The organism is Ruficoccus sp. ZRK36, from assembly GCF_019603315.1.
In the GTDB taxonomy this organism is placed as follows: domain Bacteria; phylum Verrucomicrobiota; class Verrucomicrobiia; order Opitutales; family Cerasicoccaceae; genus Ruficoccus.
Map to the genome: position 1 here is coordinate 1,030,844 of NZ_CP080649.1, position 13,591 is coordinate 1,044,434.

The following is a 13,591-nucleotide window of genomic DNA, read 5'->3' on the forward strand; positions in this document are numbered from 1 at the left end:
GGTGTAAAAACAATAATCACCGATTCAATTGTGCCCTCTTTAATCACGGGTAGTCGCGTTTGCTCTTGGCGGTCTTCAGACCGATGCTCTGATCACAACGCAAACCGGTCGTTTTGTCGATGGGTCGCGACTGGCTGACATAGAAAGCCAGGTTACTTTTGGCCCGAGTGACGAAGTAGGCACCGGCCTGATGCATGCGGTGCAGCCGTGCGAAATCGACGTAGCCACGGTCCATGACGTAGATGCTTCCGGGTTCGAAAGCGATGTCGTCGAGGATGTTCACGTCGTGGACGCTTCCGTCTGTAATGCTTATGAATACAGGGATGGAGCCCTTCAAGTCCATCAGCGTGTGCAGCTTGATAGCCGCCTTGGTCTGGCGGAAATGAGCCCACGGAAACAGGGTCAGACACAGATCGATGGTCGAGGCGTCCAACGCGTAAACCATCTCGTCGATGTCCAAGCCGTGGCTGTCGCCAGAGTAAAGCCGTCGCGCTCGTCGAATCAAAACTTGAGCAAGTTCGGCATACACGCGCCAGTCCCGATGCTCGTTGGCGTAAGCCAGATTGGTGCGCGTAATGTTGCCTCGGAACCCCATCGCGTAAAGATGCCGACACCCGCTCAGGCACGCTTCGATATCCCGCAAACTCTCGCGAAAAGTCATCTGTGCAAACGCCATCGAAAGAAACTGATCCCGCGCCGAAAAGCCCCGACTCTCTCGCGGCATCGAGTACCGAGCAACACAACGCGTCAGCTCGGTCGGATCCAGAACATCCATCACTTGGGAAAAAATCGTACGGCCTTCGTTCATCCCTTATTGAGAATGAACCCACCCAAACACCGCCAGTCGTTTCAAATGCAGGACACCCTGCATTTTGCATAACCAACAGAACAACTAGAACTTATGAATCCTCAAGCCGCTCTTAACTGGACACCAGTGCGTTTTTATAAAAAATTTGAGGGTTATGCTTACGTAATGCGTTTAATTATATGAATGCGAAATACCGCTTTCAAAACTATAAATAATAGAACAAACATGAAAAAGATTGCATCAACCCTCATCGTATTCATCACACTCACAAGTGTTTCCCTGCTCGCCGGCCCGACTCCCGGAGGATGGTATAAACAGAAGACGTTATCAACCACTGAGGATTTCGCGGCCCTTGAGCCCGGCGATCAGGTCGCTCAGGTATGCAAAAAGTGCGATACGGTTTCCATGATCGAAATCGAATCCAAGAGTCAGGCGATGGCACTGTGCAAAGAAGGAAACACCATTGATTGCCCGTCATGCGACAACGTGGCGAAAGTCGTTCGCACAGGCCCTCCGTCTAAATCACGGCAGAAAATCCAGTTCGTCGATGACCACGGGGATGCATGCATGTTTATGGCGAAAATGGAACCCAAAATGCCGATGGGCTCTTCGCATAGCCATAAATAATCGAACAATCAGATTGTTGCCCGCAAAGCGATGGTTCAAAAGGCCATCGCTTTTTTGCTATAGATATTCAATGTACAATTATAGGCTTTGGGCAAATTCCTGTACTCAAAAAAAATGTCTACCGTGAGCGGCTTGGCATGACCACGGCAAAGTCTTCGTCAATCTGGTAGGGAATCACGCTATTTAATACGTGTGCTTTCGCTGTCAGTAACCGTTCTTGGGGAGGTCGATGCCCCGAGTGAGGCAGTGCTTGCGGACTGCGTTGTCGCTGACGCCGAGGTCGTTTGTAATGTGCAGATATTTATGACTCAGGCGGTGGCTGGCCGTGTTTGCAGGAGCTTTGCTTTGGCTACGACAGCAGGGGTCATGCTGGGGATGTGCGCAATGATGGATATCGGGAGATTTTTGAGTAGGGAGAGAATGTAGTCGTAGGGCTTGAGACGGTATCATTTGGAGGACTGGGGGAGGGCAAAGAGGATGGCAGCGGTTTTGCCGGACGCGCTCCGGCATTCTGGCAGCTAAAGAAAAGCCCCCCTTAATCCCTGCCGAATAGCGGCAAGGCCGATGGTGGGGCTTCTCCGGTGTAAACCATGGTTTACACCAAGGACCTGCGAGGCCTAGTTGAGTCCGGCCTCATGGTCGAGGAGGCGATGCAGGCGTCGGGTTCTGTCCGGGAGCAGGTCCACGCGGCCCTTGAAGACTTCCGTAAAAGCGTTTTGGAGGCTCCAGAGGGTGCGGGGCGCAAACGCTTCATGACGGGGTTTTCTCCACAGGGAGAGGACCTTGGGGATGTATCCGTTGGCCATGACACCTTTATCGACAGCGCGGATAACCAGGTCATGGGCACGCCGGTCATTGATGCGGGCCTCACGATAACGGATGACCCGGTAATCGTGCTGGTCCCAGTAGCGCCTGAGCTTGCCCACGGCGGCATCCACCAGCCGGGGCAGGTCGTCGAGGATACGCGGGGTGTGCTTGCGGGCCAACTGGATCTCTCCGGAAAAAGACAGATTGTCGCAAACAAGCACCTGGCTGCCCGCGACGAGCCCGGCAGAGAAGCGCATGTCATGAGAATTCCTTACACCGACGACGTAGTGGTAGTCGGGGTTGTGGGTAAAACCGCTGACCTCGATCAGACCGAAGTAACGGGCGTTGTCATGGGTGAGCCCATGCGCCTGCCCGGCAATGGCAAAGCCCTGGGTAAGCAGGGCAACCTCCACGACTTGCAGGAGCTTTAAGTGCGCAATCGGCCTCCAGGTGCTGGTCGGAGGTGGTGTCGGTGCCTGCGCGAGCTCTCCACGGCTGACGGCGTGGCTACCGCAGTGCAAGAGCAGGTTGCAAGGCTTGGTGGTTGTGGCTGAGACGGGTTCGATGGTATCGGTGATCATGGTGTTGATGAGTTGAGGGTGGTGAGTGATGCGCCGACTTGACGCATGCGGAAAAACAAAAGCCCCGCCTCGTGTGATCGAGGCGGGGCTGTATTGGCCGGGCATGACATGTGAGGCTCAGCGGTAGCGTTCACGGTCCCGTTCGTACTCGGGGTATTCCGGGACGAAGGGCGAACGTCTCACCGCTCCCACGGCATAACCAATGGACCCGATGAGGACGGCTACGGAGATGACCAGGAACGGGCTGAGCGTTTCCTTGGCCTCATTGACCGCCCCGATGGCGACCGGCCCCACCAGCGTGCCGACGCTGTAGGCAGTCAGCGCGACGAGCACGAGCTTAAGGACGGCATTCATGATGAGGCTGACTGTTATGTTTACGTTTTATCCGGCGCTGCGGGTTCAGGTGCTTATACCTGGCCGCCCGCACAATACTGCTTCCCCAGATGAGAGAACAGGCGACCGAGCATCCCCCGACCCAGTAGAGGGCATGGGCCAGTGGCAGGAGGACGGGTTGCTCGACCGGAGGAGGTGAGGGTGGCTCGTCGTGGTCGTTGAGCATAAAAATGCCCGCGCCCACGCTGATCACGGTGATGAGGATGGCCTGGATCATCGCGCCCCTCCCGTCCATTTTGCGCACTGCGAGCGGTAGCTGCACCAGGCACAGTGCATGCCTGGCTGTGGATGAAACCGCTCATGGTAAATGCCGTCCACCGCCGCACAGGCAATGTCCAGCACGCGCTGTTTCTCTCGTTCGCTCGCCGGTGCCAGCCGGTGTACGATAATCTTCGGGACCTTGGTTTTTACGATGAAAACCAGTTCGCGGCCCTCGACCTTTTCGCCCGTTGCCGATTCGATAAGCAGTTGGTAGAGCGTGAGCTGTGCCTCGTGCTGGAAGGCTTCGAGCTGGATGTTTGGGGTGCTCGCGCAGGTCTTGTAATCGACCGGTACGTTGCCCACCCGAACCAGATCGATGTACCCGAGCACGGGGCTGGGGATGTCCGGCAGGTCCTCCTCCAGTTGGACTTCGACACCGAGTGGAAGCTCTGTCATCTGCCCGTGCTCGGAGTCCAGGTAGGCCTCGACCATTTTGATGCCTTTGTCGTGATTGGTCTGTCGCGTATCCATGTTCGGATACACAGGGGCCTCATCAGGCGTATTAAACGCCTGTGTGAAGGCCTCGATCACCGTCGTCCGCTCATGGCACTCCCCACGCCAGCGAGCGCGGTGGAAGTGCTGCAAGGCGGCGTGGACAGCCTTACCCAGGTGCAGGCTGGGGGAGACAGGCTCGGACAACTTAAGGACCTTCTTGTACCAGAACTTCAGCGGACAGGTCAGGTAGAGTTTGACCGTGCTGGCCGAGATGTGATCAAGCAGGCCATCGGTGGAGGGATGCTGGCCGTTGTGGTCGTGTTCCAGTGGCTGGATCATGACCGGTTCCTCCCCTTGGCAGAGCCGTAGGTGCCGATCAGTTCGTCGATCAGTCCGGAGGCCTGCATCTTGTTGAGGCGGGTGAGGGGCGTCTGGAAGCGGCTTTGGGCTAACTCTTCCAGCGCATCAGTCGTGAGGCCGTGCTCCTTCATCATCCGCTCGATCAGGGCCTGCTGTTTAGGAGAACAAGTCCATCCGCTCGATGCCTGTTGGTTGAAGGCCGGGCGGTTGGGGTCTGCCCGTAGCGGTGTGCGTGCGGGCTCGTGTAGCGATGAACCGGATACAGGCAAAAAGCCCGTCTCCTGAATGTCCCGGTCCACCGCCTCCTGCAGTTGCCGGTACAGGTGCGTGCTGGCCTGCTGGATGTGGGCGAGGTCGTTAACCTCCGTGCGGACCGTGATGGAATACTGGTGCGAAGAGAACTGCGGCAGGCCCAGCTTCTTCGAGTAGTTGGCTTCGAGGGTGATAGCCATGAGGAATCCTTTCGAATGTGACCGTGTGGGTACGAAAAAGCCCGGCGACGGGTCGGTGTCTGCCGGGCTTCTGATAGCGAGATCGTCCCGCTATCACGGATATATAACGCAGGTCGAGGGCTTTTTGCGCAGGGGAGGAGGCTACAGCCCGAGTGCCCGTTGTCGCTGCCAGTAGCCGTTCTTGGGCAAGTCGATCTTGTGCTTGATGCAGCGCTTGCGGATCGCGTTGTCCGAGACGCCTAAATCCTTGGCCAGCTTCGACAACGGTTTTTCCCACACCAGTTTGGCCAGATCTTTGTCATCGGGCCAGTTGTCGAGGCCTTGTCCCGTGGGAAGATCGACCGTGACGGTTTTCAGGGATTCAGGAGAAATTTCCCAGTAGGCATCGACGGACTTGGGGTCATCGATGACGTCGCGGTAATGCCGCTCGATCATCGTTCTGGACGTGCCGTTGTTGAACGCTGTGTAAGCGTCATCCTTGTCGCGCTCCAGCTGAAAGCTGATCGAGGTGTGCCGGATGATGTCCTGCACCCAGTGCTCGGCTTGAGTGGCTGCTTTGAGGACCTTCATCTTATACGCTGCGCCCTTGGGCTGACCTGTAAATGGAAACTTTTTCAGCCAGGTGGAAAGGATCTCTGGCTTGGGAACCCGCCTGTTCATCTGACGGCGTAATTTCCCTCCTGTGACAACGATGTACTCGTCCTTGATGTTCTTGGGCTCAAGGTCATCGATTTCACTGGGACGTAGTCCTGCAAAGAGCCCAAGTGCGATGACCGCAGCCATGGCTCCGTCGCTGTAGAGCATGGACGCTCGGAGCAGGCGCTTGGCTTCATCGAGGGACAGGATTGAAACCTGGGAGGTGTCGGCTGGAAGCTTGTCTAGCCTGATGCACGGGTTTTCAACCGCATAGTGATGACGAACGCACCAGTTGAAGAAGGTGTTCAGACCGCGTCGATAGGTTTTCTGGGTATTCAGGTTGTTGTATGGTTTCAGTATCCTCTCCAGGTCCTTCATCCCTATTCGGTGAATAGGAGTGTTCGGGTCGAGTTTATTCAATAATTTCAGAGATGACTCATAGTGCGTTCTTGTTTTCGCACGCAGAATCGACTTGTTCTCATGAAAGTACGCTTTAGCCGTCTGCAAGGATAGCTCCTCCAATTCGGGTGTATAGTGCTTTAGAATGTAGTCTAGAGCAGAATCCAGCGACAACCCGGCCTGCTCTTTCAAGGTTGTGCCCAGTTTCTTGTAGTGGGTGACGATTTCGACAAGCGACTTTCCTTCGGCTAAGCTGACCGCACTCTCGGCGTCAGCGAGCTGCCCTTGGGATAGGGAGGTCCGGTGAAGCTGGTAGCCGATGCTTATCCCAGCGGCCTCGGTCTCAATCCGGGTGCGGTGCTCGATGGCATCTGTCTTCTTCTGGAAATTTTTGCGTTCACGCTTCCCATCCGGCCAGTAGCCGGTTACTCTCCATGACGTGCTGCCACTGTCATTCACATACTTCTGGAGCTGGAAACGCTCTGTTTTCTTTGGACGAGCCATGCCTGTACTTTGGACAACTATTTAGACAGTTGGCAATGATAATGCAAGTGAGATTAACGTAAGATGTTTAAATAAAACAATTAAAGTATGATAAACATCTGCTTTGGGAGCAGAGGGTCGCAGGTTCGAATCCTGTCGCCCCGACCACTTTGTTTTTCACTAAATCACTGAAAACAAAAGACCTTCATGCTGGTAGCACTTTGGGGGTCCACTCTGGTTAACGCGGTTCAACTCTGGGGAACTCTGGAAAAATGGTGCATTTTTGGCAACCGCTGAGGGGCTCGACGGGTGCCGTTGTCCTCCTGAATGTTCCGACGGGGGCATATCCATAAGTTAAATATTCTACATATATGGATACTAGCGAAGGTCGGTGTTCAATGTATCGGGGTGTAACAATGTTTAACTTATTGACATGACCTCTTCATTTTGTGACCCCTTCATTTCAAACAGAAACCGCTACTAGATAGTTATTATGTTTAAGAAATTTTTCGCAAAAAAAGAGCCGTTAGAACCTAGAGTGTCAGGGGAAGGTGACGTTAGTGGTCCCGACTACCATGACTATGTGGAAGGGGGGGTCGTTTCTATATGGATTGGCTCTTTTACTGATGAATCTGATTTAGACGATTATCTCCAATCGATTTTTCCGAAAGACTTTGGGATCAAGATTCCAACTTTCAAGATTGGGGAACTTTGGGCTGAATCTTCGCCAGTATCGATTTTTGAATTAGTGAAAGATTTTTCGAAAGCAGGACGATTTGAAATGAAATGTGTAGAGGCGGCTAAGAGGTTGAATATTGTTGAGGCCTCTTGTATGTTTATTGCTTATGATTTTCGGTATGATGCTGCCTTAATGAAGAATCAATCTGCTCCACTAACGTTTGTGGGGACGATTAAATATCGCTGATTCGCCCCCCCCCCCCCTCCCCCACCTCCTTACTTGCTTTTCGCACCATACTGAAGGGGTCAGGCCAATAATTTAAATATTCTACATATATTGACACTAACGAAGGACAGGGTTCAATGTATAGGGGTTTCACAATGTTTAACTTATTGACCTGACCTCATCATTACCTCACAGCACAAATACGATGATTATGGAAGAAAAAACAAAGAGAGGCCTGTAGAAAAAGAGAAAGAGGATTAGTTTTATGAAACCACGCATAAATGAAAAGCAGCTTAGATCTGTTATGGGACTGAGTGCCCCAAAGCGTTATTCCTATTTCATCAAGAAGGTTGCCGACTGGGAAATGGTTTGGGGTTTATATCAAAATGGATGGGCTTTAACACAGTCGTCCGAGGGGAATACCGTATTTCCTTTTTGGCCTGCCATGGAGTTTGCTCAACTCTGCGCAACCAACGAATGGGAGAATTACAGCCCAGAAGAAATACCTCTATCAGATTTTATGAATGATCTTTTGCCTAAACTTGGTAGTGATGGCATCCTCCCCGGTGTATTTTTTGTTCCCGAACACGGTAGTGTAAATGCATCAGCAAATCAAATACTGGAGGATTTAAATGAAGAGCTATCACGCCTTGAGTAGTGAACACCGACGGCAGAACGTTAGCACGCGCGGTGCCATGTTTCTAAACGCGACTAACTCCTCGGCCCAAGCAGGGGCGCATTGCAACGTCGGTAGTGTATCGTTTGCCTTTTGGCAGAGCGATGTCCGTGTGCGATGAGGGCGGTTGTTGCGGTTGGGGGGCTGTATAGTGTCTAGGGCTTATATCTGGGAGATTCTCCGGTGTGCCGGTATTTCGTGCGTCATTATTCGGATGCATCTGTCTGGCGTGGCTACTTTTTTAGCTTTCTAACTGCCAGCCGGTTAGGTGATTTTACTTGGGAGTTCCTGGTGGCGGGGTTTTATGTCAAGGATAGAAAAAATAATATTTACCTTTGACATAATTAGACGGCCTTCTGATTGTGGCCCCACATAAACATCCGCTGAGGCGTGCATTTCGCCTTGTTTTATGGGTGTTGTCCACATTCGCAGTCAGGCGTAGCTACGCGCCAGAGGTTACGGCGAATATACATTGGACAGTGACGTTGCTCTGGGCGGTGTCACACACAACGGGCGTTTTTTCGGCGTCCCTACAGTAACATGATTCAACTACGCAAACATACTATCGCTATCGTTGTCACGTGCGTGGGCTTAGCCAGTTCGCTATTCGCGGCTGAGCCTACCGTTGAGGAGTTGCAGGAGCAGATCCGGCAGCTACAGGTCCAGCTCCAGCAGGCGCAGGCTCAACTGCAGGAGAAGCAGATTGCCGCGGATGCCGGCAATTACGCCCCCCTGGATGAAGCCCCCTTACTACAGGATGAGACCGGTAACCCGGAGCAGGTCGCCGACTCGATGGAGGATGCCCCGGAAAAAGTTTTTTATCTTTTCGATCCGGAAGATTTTAAGATCGGCCCGGTGACGGTGGGCGGTGCGATTCGCGCCAACTACATCTACGGCGACTACCCCAGTGATGGCAGCGGTGGCCCCTCGCGTGGCAGCAACGGAGGTAACTTCGAGCTCGATACCTTCCGGCTCAACTTTGACCTGGACTACGAGGACTGGCTCATCGGTAAAATGGAGTACCGCTGGTATGATGGCTACAGCTTCATGCACACTCTGTGGCTCGGCTATCGCTTCGAGGATGGCATGGAAATCCAGGCCGGTATCAACCGCGTGCCCTTCGGCCCCGGCCCCTACGGGATCTCCAACAGCTGGTTCTTCGACCAGCACTACTACGTAGGGCTTTCTGACGACATGGACACCGGGATCAAGGTTACGACCGATGTCGGTAACTGGACACTGGACGGCGCGATCTACTTCTGCGGCGAAGGTAGCTGGCTCGGCCCAAACGGCCCCAACAATGCCTACGCTGACTCCGCTCGCTATTCCTATGACCCGGTCAAGGCGGCCTACGGCCGTGGCTACCAGCAGGACGGGCAGCTGAACTTCCGCGGCATTTACCACACCGAGTACTTCGGCCTGAAGGCGGACCTCGGTACCTCGCTGCAGGTTGGCCACTTGAATGGCACAGGCGGCTACGATGATGGCAGCATGTACGCCGTCTCCGGTTTTGCGGTCCATCGCCTCGGTGACTGGACGCTCCAGATGCAGCTTTCTTATTATAACTACAGCATCGATAAAAATGGCATGGGCGACAACGAGCTCATACCGATGGGTGCCTACTCCTACGAAGAAGGTGTGGCCACCGAGGGGCTCATCCCCGCGATCAGCCTGAGCTACTTCTACGAGGTTGATCAACTCGACTGGCTCGACTCCGTCACGCCGTACATCGAGTACAGCAACATCATCAAGTATGGTCACGACGATGCTACCGGCCAGGCCTTCAAAAACAGCGCGCTCTCAACCGTCGGGGCGGCTTGGGCTGCGGGACGCTGGTACATTTATACCGAGACCGCGTTCTCCAACGGCAACTACTTCGTCGGCGGTGATCCGTACACGAACTTCGGAGCGAACCTGAACGAGACCTGGGAGTACCGCATCAACATTAACTTCGGCTACTACTTCTGATCGAGTAGCCGTTCCGGATTTGGGCCCGCCAGGGAGAGAGGATAACCCCTGGGCCTTGGCGGGCTTGCCACGGTACGACTTTGCAAGAGCATGAGTTTAATTGAGGTTAACAACCTGTACAAAATCTTCGGCCCACACCCTGCCGAGCGAGCTCTGCCGATGCTCAAGGAAGGGAAGGGCAAGAAGGAAATCTTAAAGAAGACCGGCTGTACGGTTGGGATTAACGATGCCTCGTTCACCGTTGAGGAGGGCGAGATTTTCGTGGTCATGGGGCTGTCGGGAAGCGGGAAATCAACGGTCATCCGTTGCCTCAACCGATTGATCGAGCCGACCTCTGGAGAGGTCATGATCGACGGCGAGAACGTCGTCGGCATGAGCAAGAAACACCTGCGCGAAGTGCGGCGTAAGAAGCTCGGCATGGTCTTCCAGCGCTTCGGGCTGCTCCCGCACCGCAGCGTGATCGACAATGTCGCGTTCGGGCTGGAGATACAGGATGTCCCGAAAGAAGAGCGCTATGACAGCGCCATGAAGGCCATCGAAACGGTTGGTCTGAAGGGCTACGAGTATCAGATGACCGACGAGCTCAGCGGCGGCATGCAGCAGCGTGTCGGTCTGGCGCGCGCGCTGGCCAATGACCCCAAGATTTTGCTGATGGACGAGGCGTTCTCCGCTCTCGATCCACTGATCCGCGTGCAGCTCCAGGATGAGCTTCTGGAGATGCAGGCCTCGATGCACAAGACGATCGTCTTTATCACGCACGACCTCGACGAGGCTCTCAAACTCGGCGGCCGCATTGCGATCATGAAGGACGGTGCGGTGGTGCAGATCGGCACGCCTGAAGATATTTTGGCCAATCCGGCCGACGACTACGTGGAAGCATTTGTGGAAAATGTGGACCGCTCGAAGGTGCTGACGGCGAGCTCCATCATGAAGCCGACCGATGTCGTCTACGATACGGCAGGCCCGCACCAGTGCGCACGCCGCTTGCGGCAGATTGGTTCATCCACCATGGTGGTGGTCAACAAGGATCGCCACTTCCTGGGCTACGTGAAGGTCGATGACGTCATGCAGCTGTGCAAGAAAGTTCCCAGCGCGGAAGATGATCGCGAGAAGTGGAACCTGCGTTCGATCATCCAGGAGGATATGCGCACGGCGAAGGTGGACGACCTGATCGCTGACATGCTCAGCGACGCTTCGGCGCAGGCGCTTCCCATCGCTGTGATTGAGGAGAATAAACACTTTAAGGGGATCGTGACGCGCGCCGCCATCCTTGGAGCCATTGGGGGGAGCTGAGACGTATGAAAATACCTGTAGGCGATTTTTTTGAACACATTGTAAACTTTCTGAAGGACAACCTTCAGGGGCTGTTCGATGTCATCAGCACGGCGGTGAAAGCCGTTATCGTGTTTCTTGAAAACATTTTTCTACTAGAGCCTCATGTGCTTTATCCTTCCGTCATTGTAGCCCTTCTCTTTGGGCTGCTGGTGGCTGTTGCGTTTTGCCGTCGGGTGCGTTTGCCGCTGGCGATTGCAGCCGGCGTTGTTGCGTGTCTGGTCGTGGGTGGTATCGAGAGCTACCGGCTCTCTGAGCTGCGGGCTATGCTGACGCCTGAGAAGAGTGCGGCCATACAGGCCGACTTGCAGGCTGTCGTCACTGCGCTGGATAAGGCCGCGCCCGAAACGACAGACCCAGCGACGACAGCCCTGAATAAATTTGGTGTGCAGGTCGAGCGCGGCAGCAAGCTGGCCCGCCAGACACGTGTCGCGGGGATCAGCCTGCGCGACGTCGATGCCGATGAATACCAGGAGATTTTAGTCTCCCTGAAGACGCTCAGGGCCGAGGCAGACGAGGCTGGGCTGGATCAGTCACAGACGGAGGATCTGGATGACGCTATCGACTACTACGAGAGCTTCAGCCTGATCAAGGATGTGGAGCCGGTTGTTGGAATGCTGAAGAGGGTCACTGCGCCGGAGGCGCGTGTTGATGTTTTGAATACACGCACGTATGCGCGTATTGCCGAAAAACTACAGATCGTACAGGCTGTCTCGACTGACGTGAATGTGCAGCAGGCCAGTGAACAGGCGCTGGCCTCGTTTACCCGGCTCGACCCGGAGCGTCTGGCCTGGATGGGTAAGGCCTTGATCCTCGCCCTGCTGGCCCTGTTTGCCTTTGTCATCGCCGGTACTGGCATGTTTGCCATGGCAGTGATCGGTTTCCTGCTTGTGATGTCGATGAGCATGTGGGACCTGACGATGTTGACGCTGGCCATGGTGCTGGCAGCCACGGGGTTTGCCCTGGTTATCGGTGTACCGCTGGGGATTCTCGCTGCGCGCAGTAAGCTGGCGGAGAAAATCATCCGTCCCGTACTGGACTTTATGCAGACGCTCCCGGCCTTTGTGTATCTGATCCCCGCCGTGATCTTCTTTAACCTCGGGGTCGTTCCGGGCGCATTTGCCACGCTGATTTTTGCCATGCCCCCGGCGGTGCGCTTCACTACGCTGGGTATCCGTCAGGTGCCCGAAGAAGTCGTTGAGGCTGCACACGCTTTTGGCGCCAACGACTGGCAGATGCTCGTTAAGGCGCAGCTCCCGATCGCGATGCCGACCATCCTGGCCGGGTTGAACCAGACAATCATGCTCGCGCTTTCCATGGTTGTTATCGTCGGCATGATTGGGGCCGGTGGGCTCGGTGAGGCTGTCTTGAGCGGCATCACCCAGATGCAGATTGGCTACGGCTTCGAGAGCGGCATTTCGATTGTTATCCTCGCCATCTACCTCGACCGGCTGACCCAGGCCCTGGGCAGTCAAAAGAAGCACTAACACACAAATTTATTATTTTATGAAAACGAATAAACGTTACACCATCATCGCACTGATGGCCGCCGCGGCTGCTCTGTTTGCTGTCGGCTGCAAGGAACAGGCAGCATCCAGTACGTCCGCTTCCGAAAGCGAAGCCTCAAGCGCACCGGTCAGCAACACGGTTAAGATCGCCTACCCGAACTGGGCCGAAGGCATTGCCATGACCCACCTGATCAAGGGCGTCATCGAAGATAAACTCGGCTACGATGTCGAGTTGACGCAGGCCGACCCCGGCACGATCTACACCTCGCTGGCCAATGGCGGTGAAGACATCATGATCGACGCCTGGCTGCCCAATACGCACAAATCCTACTGGGACAAGTACGGCGAGAACCTGGAAGACTTTGGCCCGGTTTACGGCTATGGTGTTACCGGTCTGGTCGTCCCCGCCTACATGGATGTGAACTCGATCGAGGACCTCAACGGTATCGCGGATGAGCTCGACGGAAAAATCGTCGGCATCGGTACGGGTGCTGGCATCTACGCCAACACGAATAAGGCTATCGACACCTACGACCTCAAGCTGGAGCAGATCGCCTCATCCGGACCGGCCATGACTGCTGCGCTCCAGAAGGCAATCGAGGCTAAACAGCCCATCGTCGTCACCGGCTGGAAGCCGCACTGGATGTTCTCCCGCTTCGACCTCAAGGTCCTGAAGGACCCGCAGGGTGTTTATCCGATTGATGCGGTCAAGGTTGTCGGTCGCGAGGGGTTCGCCAAGGACTATCCGGATCTGGCGCAGCTCTTCATCAACTACAGCCTGACGGAGGCTCAGCTGCTTGACCTGATGGATGCCATCAGCGAAGCCGGCTCCTCGGCCAACCCCGACGACGTGGCCCGCGACTGGATGGCCCGTAACGAGCCGCTCGTGGGTTCCTGGCTGCCGAACTAAGTTCGCACACCTTTTTGCGCAACAGGACTCCTTCCTGCGTGTGTCATGGTT

Annotated in this window: 13 protein-coding genes and 1 pseudogene; 7 read left to right on the forward strand and 7 right to left on the reverse strand. The window is 54.9% G+C overall.

The features are described 5' to 3' along the window. Positions 1-43: 43 nt before the first annotated feature. Entirely contained in the window at positions 44-808 is a 765-nt protein-coding gene (locus K0V07_RS04515) for an IS4 family transposase (protein ID WP_220623347.1), read from the reverse strand. A 225-nt stretch (positions 809-1,033) separates the two neighbouring features. On the opposite strand from K0V07_RS04515, the gene K0V07_RS04520 reads away from it, so the two are divergent. Continuing rightward, positions 1,034-1,435: a hypothetical protein gene (locus K0V07_RS04520; protein ID WP_220623348.1), complete on the forward strand. Its 402-nt coding sequence runs from the start codon at positions 1,034-1,036 to the stop codon at positions 1,433-1,435. A gap of 617 nt (positions 1,436-2,052) precedes the next feature. Here K0V07_RS04520 and K0V07_RS04525 read toward each other — a convergent pair. From K0V07_RS04525 to K0V07_RS04550, 6 genes are all read right to left on the reverse strand, one after another. Continuing rightward, the gene (locus K0V07_RS04525; RefSeq protein WP_220623349.1) at positions 2,053-2,823 is read right to left on the reverse strand and encodes a DUF932 domain-containing protein; all 771 of its coding nucleotides are present in this window, start codon (positions 2,821-2,823) and stop codon (positions 2,053-2,055) included. A gap of 117 nt (positions 2,824-2,940) precedes the next feature. After that, on the reverse strand, positions 2,941-3,177 hold the full coding sequence (locus tag K0V07_RS04530) for a hypothetical protein (RefSeq protein ID WP_220622020.1): 237 nt from the start codon (positions 3,175-3,177) through the stop codon (positions 2,941-2,943). Continuing rightward, entirely contained in the window at positions 3,161-3,433 is a 273-nt protein-coding gene (locus K0V07_RS04535) for a hypothetical protein (RefSeq protein WP_220623350.1), read from the reverse strand. Before K0V07_RS04535 ends, K0V07_RS04530 begins: the two co-directional genes overlap by 17 nt. Further along, positions 3,430-4,251 (reverse strand): PD-(D/E)XK nuclease family protein, encoded by an 822-nt coding sequence (locus K0V07_RS04540; protein WP_220623351.1) that lies wholly within the window; start codon positions 4,249-4,251, stop codon positions 3,430-3,432. Before K0V07_RS04540 ends, K0V07_RS04535 begins: the two co-directional genes overlap by 4 nt. After that, positions 4,248-4,724: a hypothetical protein gene (locus tag K0V07_RS04545; protein WP_220623352.1), complete on the reverse strand. Its 477-nt coding sequence runs from the start codon at positions 4,722-4,724 to the stop codon at positions 4,248-4,250. The genes K0V07_RS04540 and K0V07_RS04545 overlap by 4 nt, the downstream gene beginning before the upstream one ends. Before the next feature lie 141 nt (positions 4,725-4,865). Continuing rightward, complete coding sequence (locus K0V07_RS04550) at positions 4,866-6,263, reverse strand: site-specific integrase (RefSeq protein WP_220623353.1); 1,398 nt, start codon at positions 6,261-6,263, stop codon at positions 4,866-4,868. Between the two features lie 472 nt (positions 6,264-6,735). Here K0V07_RS04550 and K0V07_RS04555 point away from each other — a divergent pair, with 472 nt between their 5' ends. The 6 genes and pseudogenes from K0V07_RS04555 to K0V07_RS04580 all read left to right on the forward strand — a co-directional run bounded on the left by K0V07_RS04555 (position 6,736) and on the right by K0V07_RS04580 (position 13,540). After that, entirely contained in the window at positions 6,736-7,167 is a 432-nt protein-coding gene (locus tag K0V07_RS04555; RefSeq protein WP_220623354.1) for an immunity 22 family protein, read from the forward strand. Positions 7,168-7,411: 244 nt separating this feature from the next. After that, on the forward strand, positions 7,412-7,804 hold the full coding sequence (locus K0V07_RS04560) for a DUF2750 domain-containing protein (protein ID WP_220623355.1): 393 nt from the start codon (positions 7,412-7,414) through the stop codon (positions 7,802-7,804). A 558-nt stretch (positions 7,805-8,362) separates the two neighbouring features. Then, positions 8,363-9,790, forward strand: a complete 1,428-nt coding sequence (locus K0V07_RS04565; RefSeq protein WP_220623356.1) for a hypothetical protein — start codon at positions 8,363-8,365, stop codon at positions 9,788-9,790. A 90-nt stretch (positions 9,791-9,880) separates the two neighbouring features. Continuing rightward, positions 9,881-11,083, forward strand: a complete 1,203-nt coding sequence (locus tag K0V07_RS04570; RefSeq protein WP_220623357.1) for a glycine betaine/L-proline ABC transporter ATP-binding protein — start codon at positions 9,881-9,883, stop codon at positions 11,081-11,083. Between the two features lie 845 nt (positions 11,084-11,928). Next, positions 11,929-12,609: pseudogene (locus K0V07_RS16650) on the forward strand (ABC transporter permease subunit); the annotation flags it as partial. 19 nt (positions 12,610-12,628) lie between these two features. After that, positions 12,629-13,540, forward strand: a complete 912-nt coding sequence (locus K0V07_RS04580; RefSeq protein WP_220623359.1) for a glycine betaine ABC transporter substrate-binding protein — start codon at positions 12,629-12,631, stop codon at positions 13,538-13,540. Positions 13,541-13,591: the final 51 nt, after the last annotated feature.